The following is an 8,653-nucleotide window of genomic DNA, read 5'->3' as shown; positions in this document are numbered from 1 at the left end:
GGAACAGGCCCAGCGTTCCGTGCGGGGCCTGATCAACTCGGTTTCCTTGAAACTGCGGTGTCCAAGGCACCCGGATACCGCAGTTTCATTGATACCGAATTGATCACACCTCGGTCACCGAGGATCGGGTCAGGCGGTGTCGGCTTTGTGCCGGTCGGCCGGGTTCTGGGGCGGCGAGGGGGTGCGTCGGAGAAGACCCGGGCCGGCCGATGCGGGCGGGCCGACGGGTTCGCGCTCGACCAGCGGTGCGATACGGGCGGCGACGCCCGACGGCTCGGAGTGCGCGGCCCGTCCGAGCGTGCCGGGCGACTGCGCCTCAGCCGCGACGTCGGGAGGCGCCGCACCCACCGACGGACCGCCACCGGGTCTATCGCCATCAACAGACCCGACGCCGGTGGATCCGACGCCGGTAGATCCGACACCAGGAGACCGGGCGCCGGAGGACCCGGGGCCGGAGGAGTCACCGCCGGCGCGCTCGCCGCCGGAGAGGCCACCACCGGCACGCTCGCCGCCGGAGAGGCCACCACCGGCACGCTCGCCGCCGGAGAGGCCACCACCGGCACGCTCGCCGGCGGAGAGGCCATCACCGGCACGCTCGCCGGCGGAGGAGTCGCCATCGGCGCGCTCACCGCCGGAGAGGCCGCCGGCGGCACGCTCGCCGCCGAAGGCGCCGCCATCAGCCACCTCAGCGCCGACCGGTGGCGCCTCGCCGCCGATCACACCTGGTGACCCGTCGAACGACTCGGCACGATCAAGCTCCGCAACCCGCTCAACGCGGTCAAACCCGGCAAGCCCTCCAGTGAGCCCGTCGAGCCGTTCGGCACGGTCGGAGCGCTCGGTGGCGGTCGCGGGCCGGCCGTTGCCGCGCCGGGGGGAGGGCGTCGGCCGGGCCGACAGCAGTCGGGGCGGCACGGCTTCCGGGGCCGTCACCGGCGCCAGGCCGGCGACCACGGTGTTGACGATCTCGGCCGCGTACGAGCCGTCCGGGTCGTAGTCGGGGTCGAAGACGGTCAGTTCCACGCCGAGGCAGTGCGGGGTGTCGACCAGGCCGGCGAGCAGGATCTCCAACTCGGCGAAGGCGATGCCACCCGGGTCGGGGGCGTCCACGGCGGGCATCACCGCAGGGTCGAGCACGTCCACGTCGATGTGCACCCAGTAGCCCGCGCAGTCGGCGAGCTGCTCGTGCGCCCACTGGGCCGTCCGGGCGGCGCCTTCGGCCCGCAGCGCCGGCACCGGACGGGTGGTGATCCCGGCGGCCTGGAGGTCGAGTCGGTATTCGTCCTGGGCGCGGATGCCGAGCACCACCACGTCGATGTCGCGGAAGTAGGGTCGGCGGCCCTCCAGCGCGGCCAGGTCGGCCTGCCCCCGCCCGGTGACCAGGGCCAGGTCCTCACCGGCGGCGGCGCCGACGTAGGAGGCGTTGCCGGGGTGCCGGAAGTCGGAGTGCCCGTCGACGAAGACCAGCCCGATCCGCCCGCCGACGGCCTCGCCGAGGCGGTGCATGGCCAGGGCCGAACCGAGCAGCACGGAGCAGTCGCCGCCCAGCACCACCGGGAACTCGCCCCGGTCGATGATCGAGCCGATGCGTTCGGCGAGGGCCAGCGAGTAGTCGGCGATCTCCCGGGCGTGACACACCCCGTCGCCGGGCCGCCAGTCGCCCGGGTCGTACCGGGCGGGGGTGACGCAGCCGGCGTCGCGGGCGCGGAGCCGGGCCAGCAGGTCGTGGTCGCGCAGTGCCCCGGGCGCCTTGGCGCAGCCCGGGACCGACGTGGGCGTCGGCGGCCGTAGACCGAGATTTGTCGGCGCGTCGAGGACGGCGATCCGGCGCATCATGAGCTCCCGTCCTCGATGGTCGGGCGGGCCGGCCGGAACGCCGGCCCGCGCTGGCGTGCTACGAACTCAGAACAGGGCGCTGGCCAGGGCCCGGCGCGCCGAGGCGACCGCCGGATCGTCTGGGCCGGCGATGGAGAAGAGCGAGACCAGGTGCTGGCGCACCGTCTCACGGTCCTCACCGGCGGTGCGCCGGACCAGACCGACGAGCCGCGCGTACGCCTGCTCGGCCAGGCCGCTGAGCACCTCGATGTCGGCGGCCAGCAGTTGGGCGGCGACATCGTCGGGGGCGCTCTCGGCGGCGGCCAGCGCGGCGGACGGGTCGGCGCCGGCCACCCGGCGGGCCACCCCGACCTGGGCCAGCCCTGCCGTGGCCGCGGCGTCCGCCGGGGCGTCGGCCAGGATCTTGCGGTACGCCTGCTCGGCGGCGTCCAGATCGCCGCTCATCAGCGCGTCGTCGGCCTCGTCGAGGCGGGGGTCCTCCGGCTCGGCGACGGTCACGCCACCGGCCTTGAGGACGGCCTGGATCCACTGCCGCAGCTGCGCCTCGGGCACCACGCCGGAGAAGGCGTCGACCGGCTGGCCGCCGACGACCGCGTAGACCATGGGGATGCCCTGCACCCGGAACATCTGGGCGATGCGGGGATTTTCCTGCACGTCGACCCGGGCCAGCACCCAGGTGCCGCCACCCTCGGCGTTGAGTCGCTCCAGGACCGGGGCGAACTCGTCGCTCTCCGGGAAGCCGGCCGCGCCGAAGAACACGATGACGGGCGTGGCCATCGAGCGTTCGAGGACATCGGACTGGATGGTCGCCTCGGTGACGTCCACGATGGCGGTGTCACCGCCGGCCGTGGGCGCACCGGGTACGCCGTTGGACGGGCCGCCCTGCGGGGGCGTGCCGGGGCGGGAACTTGCTGGTGCGGGGCCGCGCAGCGTGCTGAGGTCGACCGCGCCGCGGGTGAAGATCGACGAGGTGATCCGTGGGTCGCTCATGGTTACCTAGTCTCGCACGTGAGCCCCCGATCTCAGCTCACCCGCAACCCCGACGTTGCAACTCTCACGCCACCGCCCGCACCCCCGCGACCTTGCACATTCTGTTGCCGAAACGCCACATTCATGCCTTATGTCGACACAGAATCCGCAAGATCGACGGGGTGGGGGTGTTGGGCAGGAGGTCAGAAGCGTGCTGGCTCCCGGTAGGTGCCCCACTCGGCGCGCAGGGCGTCGCAGATCTCGCCCAGGGTCGCCTCGGCGCGGGCCGCGTCGAGCATGGCGGGGATCATGTTCTCGTCGGTACGGCTCGCCTCGATCATCCGGGCCAGCGCCTCACGGACCGCCGACTCGTCCCGCGCGCTCTTGCGCTCGGCGAGCACCCGGCGCTGCTCCAGCTCCACCTCGTGCGAGATGCGCAGGATCTCCAGCTCCTTGGCGACCGTGCCGGTGTGGCAGTTGACCCCGACGATCTTCTTGTCGCCCTTTTCGAGGGCCTGCTGGTAGACGAAGGCCGACTCGGCGATGTGCCCGGTGAACCAGCCGTCCTCGATACCGCGCAGGATGCCCGAGGTCATCGGGCCGATCTGGTGCGGCCCGTCCCCGCCGAGCTGCCGGATCCGGGCGAAGATCTCCTCCGCCTCGGCCTCGATCTTGTCGGTCAGCGCCTCGACGTACCAGGAACCGCCGAGCGGGTCGGCCACGTTGACCACACCGGTCTCCTCCATCAGCACCTGCTGGGTACGCAGGGCGATCTCGGCCGACTCGTCGGTGGGCAGCGCCAGGGTCTCGTCGAGCGCGTTGGTGTGCAGCGAGTTCGTGCCGCCGAGCACCGCCGCGAGAGCCTCGACGGCGGTGCGTACCACGTTGTTGACCGGCTGCTGCGCGGTCAGCGACACCCCGGCGGTCTGCGTGTGGAACCGGAGCCAGAGGGCCTTCTCGCTGGTCGCGCCGTAGACGTCGCGCAGCCAGCGGGCCCAGATCCGGCGGGCGGCCCGGAACTTGGCGATCTCCTCGAAGAAGTCGAGGTGCGAGTCGAAGAAGAAGCTCAGCCCTGGCGCGAAGACGTTCACGTCCAGCCCACGCGAAAGACCCAGCTCGACGTAGCCGAAGCCGTCCGCCAGGGTGTACGCCAACTCCTGCGCGGCGGTCGAGCCGGCCTCGCGGATGTGGTAGCCGGAGACCGACAGCGGCTTGTAGCGCGGGATCTCCCGGGCGCAGTACTCCATCAGGTCGCCGATCAGGCGCAGGTGCGGCTCCGGGTCGAAGAGCCACTCCTTCTGCGCGATGTACTCCTTGAAGATGTCGGTCTGCAGGGTGCCGTCCAACTTGGACAGGTCGGCGCCCTGACGCTCGGCGGCGACCAGGTACATGCAGAACACCGGCACGGCCGGGCCGGAGATGGTCATCGAGGTGGTGACGTCGGCCAGGTCGATGCCGTCGAAGAGCGTCTGCATGTCGGCGGCGGTGTCGATGGCGACGCCGCAGTGGCCGACCTCGCCGAGCGCCTGCGGGTCGTCCGAGTCGCGGCCCATCAGGGTCGGCATGTCGAACGCGACCGAGAGGCCGCCGCCACCCGCGCCGAGGATCATCTTGTAACGCTCGTTGGTCTGCTGGGCGTTGCCGAAGCCGGCGAACTGCCGGATCGTCCAGGTCCGCCCGCGGTAGCCGGTCGGATACAAACCCCGGGTGTACGGGTACTCGCCCGGCCAACCGATCCGTTCGAAGCCCGGATAGGTGGCGCCCTCCGGCGGCCCGTACACCGGCTCCACCGGCATCCCGGAGAGCGTGGTGAAGTCCGCGTCCCGCTTGCGCGCGGCGTCGTACCGTGCCTGCCAGCGCGCCCGTCCGGCGTCGATCTCGTCGGCGTCCATGAGCAGGGCTCCTCCTCGGGTCCTCGACTGCACGTCGAGTGTAAGGCCCCCACCTGAACGATCGCTAAGTCACGCCCTACCGACGGGTAACGGCAGACCTGAACCCGATCATGGAGTTGTGGTGTCGCGCGTTGTGGTGCCAGGCCCACCAATCGCCACGTCGTCGACCCGGATGTTGACCTCGTCGACCCGCAGCCCGTACGCCTCGACAGCCTCGGTCACCTGGGCGCGCACCTGACTGGTGATCGCCGGCACCGGCCGACCTGCCTCGATCACCAACACCAGGTTGACCACGGCGGCGTCCCCGGTCACGTGGGCCGAGCAACCCCGCCGCGCGTCACCCACCTGGTCCAGCCCGACCCGGTCGAGAACCGCGTTGAAGAACCGGGCGACGTCCCCGCCCAGGTCGGCCACGCCGGGCACCGCACGGGCAGCCACCACGGCGATTTTCTCGATCACCTCGTCGGCGACCTGCGTCGTCCCGCCAGCCGGCACCGACGCCCTGGTCAGCTCCTGCGTTGCTTCCAGGTCCACAGTCGCTCCCTGCTCCTCGCACCACCGCGTCTGGGCACGTCCGGCCCCCGGTGAAGGTGGGCGGTGCGAGCCTACTAGGACGGTGCGGCCCGGCGATGTCCCCGGTGGATGGTCAACGGGCAGCCCGGCAGCCAGCAGACCGCCGGGCAGCTACACCTCAGGCTCCGACTGCCGACCCCGGCTGGTTCAGCTCGATGTCGTCCACCGTGACGTTGACCTGGGTGACCGTCAGGCCGTACTTCTCCACCGCCTCGATCACCGCGGCCCGCACCGCCTCGGTCACATCGGCCACGACGTGCCCGGCGTCGATCACCAGGACCACGTTGATGACGACCGAGGTGCCCTTCACGTCGGCCGAGACGCCCCGCCGAGCGTCGCCCACCTGGTCCAGACCGACCTTGTCAAACACGCTGTTGAAGAACCGGGACACATCACCGCCGAGATCGGCGACACCGGGCACGGCACGGGCGGCCGCACCGGCGATCTTCTCCACGACCTCGTCGGAAACCGACGTGGCACCCCGGGCCGCGCCCGTCGCGGGCGACACTGCGCCGGCGTTCTCCACCGCGTCCGTCATGATCACATCTCCCCTGGTCCCGGTGCGTTGTGGACCGACCGTCTCGTCAGCCCGCCGCGCGGCGGGCTGACCGCCGGCCACGCGCCGCGAGCCTACTAAAACCGGAGCCACCTTCGCTTCCGGGCGCGTGGTGCAGGGGATCAAGCCGGTGGCTTCCGGTCAGCGGGCGAGCTGGGCCAGCAACTCGTCCGCCGCCGTGTACGGGTCCGTCGCACCCTCAGCCACCTGTGCGGCGAGAGTGGACAACTGCGTACCGTCGCGAAGGGAGCCGATCCGGGCGCGGAGAGTGCCGAGCGCGATCGCCTCGATCTCGGCGGCGGCCCGCGCCTCCTGGCGGCGGCGCAGCTCGCCGTGCTCGACCAGCCAGCCCCGGTGCTTGTCGATGGCGGCGGCGATGTCGTCGATGCCCTCGCCGCGCGCGGCGACCGACCGGACCACCTGCGGCCGCCACTGCCCCGGCCCGCGCTCACCGAGAGCGATCATGCCCTGGATGTCCCGGACGGTGGCGTCGACGCCGTCCCGGTCCGCCTTGTTGACCACGAACACGTCGGCGATCTCCAGGATGCCGGCCTTGACCGCCTGGATCGCGTCCCCCATCCCGGGCGCGAGCAGCACCAGCGTCGTGTCGGCCAGCGAGGCGACCTCCACCTCGGCCTGCCCGACGCCAACGGTCTCCACCAGCACCACGTCGCAGCCGGCGCCCTCCAGCACCCGGACCGCCTGCGGCGTCGCCGCGGCCAACCCGCCGAGGTGCCCCCGGCTGGACATCGACCGGATGTAGACGCCCGGATCGGTGGCGTGGTCCTGCATCCGCACCCGGTCACCGAGGATCGCCCCACCGGTGAACGGGCTGGACGGGTCGACCGCCAGCACACCGACCCGGTGCCCCTGCGCCCGCAGCGCCCGGACCAGTTCGTTCGTGGTCGTCGACTTACCCACCCCGGGCGAACCCGTCAGCCCGACCACCTGGGCCTGCCCGGCGTACGGCGCCAGCGCCGCGGCGATCGCCGGCAACAGGGCGTCACCGTTCTCCACCAACGTGATCAGGCGGGCCACCGCCCGGGGGTCACCCGCGCGGGCCCGCTCAACCAGCAGCGGTACGTCCCGACTACGGCGCACCGACGTGGTGCCCGCTGCCGGAACCTGCTCGGCCGCTCCGCTCACTGGCCCGGCACGTGGATGATCAGCGCGTCGCCCTGGCCACCGCCGCCACAGAGCGCCGCCGCGCCGGTGCCACCGCCGCGCCGCTTCAGCTCCAGGGCGAGAGTGAGGACGAGACGCGCACCGGACATGCCGATCGGGTGGCCCAGCGCGATCGCGCCGCCGTTGACGTTGACCTTGTCCGGGCTGATCCCCAGGTCCCGGGTCGACTGGACACCCACCTGAGCGAACGCCTCGTTGATCTCGATGAGGTCCAGGTCCGCCACGCTCAGGCCACCCTTCTTCAGGGCGTGGTTGATCGCGTTGGACGGCTGCGAGTGCAGGGAGTTGTCCGGGCCCGCCACGTTGCCGTGCGCGCCGATCTCGGCAAGCCAGACCAGCCCCAGCTCCTTCGCCTTGGCCTTACTCATCACGACGACCGCGGCGGCGCCGTCGGAGATCGGCGAGGAGCTGCCGGCGGTGATGGTGCCGTCCTTGGCGAACGCGGGGCGCAGCTTGGCCAGCGACTCGACGGTGGTGTCCGGGCGGATGCCCTCGTCCTCGCTGATCACCAGCGGGTCACCCTTGCGCTGCGGGATGACCACCCGGGCGATCTCGTCGGCGAAGTGGCCGTTCTTCTGCGCGGCGGCGGCCCGCTGGTGGCTGGCTGCGGCGAAGGCGTCCTGCTCCGTGCGGGAGATGCCGTGCTTGACACCGAGCCGCTCGGTCGACTCCCCCATCGAGCAGCAGTCCCAGGCGTCGCTGAGCCCGTCATGTGCCATGTGGTCCTTGACCACCACGTCGCCGTACTTGTAGCCGGTGCGCTGGCCCATCAACAGGTGCGGGGCGTTGGTCATCGACTCCATGCCGCCGGCCACCACGATGTCGAACTCGCCGGCGCGGATCAGCTGGTCGGCCAGGGCGATCGCGTCCAGGCCGGAGAGGCAGACCTTGTTGATGGTCAACGCCGGCACGGACATCGGCACACCGGCCTCGACCGCCGCCTGCCGGGCCGGGATCTGACCGGTGCCGGCCTGCAGCACCTGCCCCATGATCACGTACTGGACCTGGTCCGGGCTGACGCCGGCCCGCTCCAGCGCCGCCTTGATGGCGATCCCGCCGAGCTTGGTGGCCGGGAGGTCCTTGAGGTTGCCCAGCAGCCGGCCCATGGGGGTCCGCGCGCCGCTGATGATCACCGAAGCCATGCCTGCCTCCGAGGGGGTGCCGCGCTGTACGCCTGAACGATGGTTCGGCCAGACTAGCGCCATGGCAGAGAACTCCCCCGTCGAGCCCGGTGCGGACTACGTCACAGACATCGGGCTTCGCAAGATTGACCACGTCGGGATCGCCGTGGCCGACCTGGACGCCGCGATCGACTTCTACCAGCGGACGTTCGGGATGCGCTGCGTTCACGTGGAGACCAACGCCGAGCAGGGCGTTCGGGAAGCGATGCTGGCCGTCGGGCCGACCACCGAGGGCGGTTGCGTGCAGTTGCTCGCCCCGCTCACCCCGGAGTCGACGATCGCGAAGTTCCTGGACCGCAACGGGCCGGGCGTGCAGCAGGTCGCGTACACCGTGGTGGACATCGACGCGGCCTGCGCGGCGCTGCGGGAGCGCGGGATGCGGCTGCTCTACGACGTCCCGAGGCGTGGCACCGCGGACAGCCGGATCCTGTCTCTTATACATATCTCCGAGCCCACGAGACGCG

General features: G+C 71.7%; 7 protein-coding genes and 1 pseudogene. 1 reads left to right on the top strand and 7 read right to left on the bottom strand.

Going from position 1 to position 8,653, the window contains the following annotated elements:
• Nucleotides 1-834 precede the first annotated feature (834 nt).
• The 7 genes and pseudogenes from DLJ59_RS37155 to DLJ59_RS01740 form a co-directional block, all read right to left on the bottom strand.
• A pseudogene (locus DLJ59_RS37155) lies at nt 835-1,833 on the bottom strand (arginase family protein); the annotation flags it as partial.
• A 66-nt stretch (nt 1,834-1,899) separates the two neighbouring features.
• Nucleotides 1,900-2,823: a tetratricopeptide repeat protein gene (locus tag DLJ59_RS01765; RefSeq protein WP_124770771.1), complete on the bottom strand. Its 924-nt coding sequence runs from the start codon at nt 2,821-2,823 to the stop codon at nt 1,900-1,902.
• A gap of 182 nt (nt 2,824-3,005) precedes the next feature.
• A complete protein-coding gene (icmA, locus tag DLJ59_RS01760) occupies nt 3,006-4,694 on the bottom strand; it encodes a coenzyme B12-dependent isobutyryl-CoA mutase large subunit (protein WP_124770770.1) in 1,689 nt (562 codons plus the stop codon).
• 108 nt (nt 4,695-4,802) lie between these two features.
• A complete protein-coding gene (locus tag DLJ59_RS01755) occupies nt 4,803-5,228 on the bottom strand; it encodes an Asp23/Gls24 family envelope stress response protein (protein ID WP_124770769.1) in 426 nt (141 codons plus the stop codon).
• Between the two features lie 157 nt (nt 5,229-5,385).
• Nucleotides 5,386-5,805, bottom strand: a complete 420-nt coding sequence (locus DLJ59_RS01750) for an Asp23/Gls24 family envelope stress response protein (protein ID WP_124770768.1) — start codon at nt 5,803-5,805, stop codon at nt 5,386-5,388.
• A 159-nt stretch (nt 5,806-5,964) separates the two neighbouring features.
• Nucleotides 5,965-6,969, bottom strand: a complete 1,005-nt coding sequence (gene meaB, locus DLJ59_RS01745; protein ID WP_124770767.1) for a methylmalonyl Co-A mutase-associated GTPase MeaB — start codon at nt 6,967-6,969, stop codon at nt 5,965-5,967.
• Nucleotides 6,966-8,150 carry an acetyl-CoA C-acetyltransferase gene (locus tag DLJ59_RS01740; RefSeq protein WP_124770766.1) on the bottom strand — a complete coding sequence of 395 codons (1,185 nt, stop codon included), beginning with the start codon at nt 8,148-8,150 and terminating at the stop codon, nt 6,966-6,968. Before DLJ59_RS01740 ends, meaB begins: the two co-directional genes overlap by 4 nt.
• Nucleotides 8,151-8,211: 61 nt before the next feature.
• Between DLJ59_RS01740 and DLJ59_RS01735 the strand changes: the two genes are divergently transcribed.
• The coding region (locus tag DLJ59_RS01735) for a VOC family protein (RefSeq protein WP_148096920.1) at nt 8,212-8,653 on the top strand (442 nt) is incomplete at its 3' end.

The organism is Micromonospora inaquosa, assembly GCF_003857055.1.
Classification (GTDB): Bacteria; Actinomycetota; Actinomycetes; order Mycobacteriales; family Micromonosporaceae; genus Micromonospora; species Micromonospora inaquosa.
This window is presented reverse-complemented; position numbering and strand designations above follow the sequence as displayed.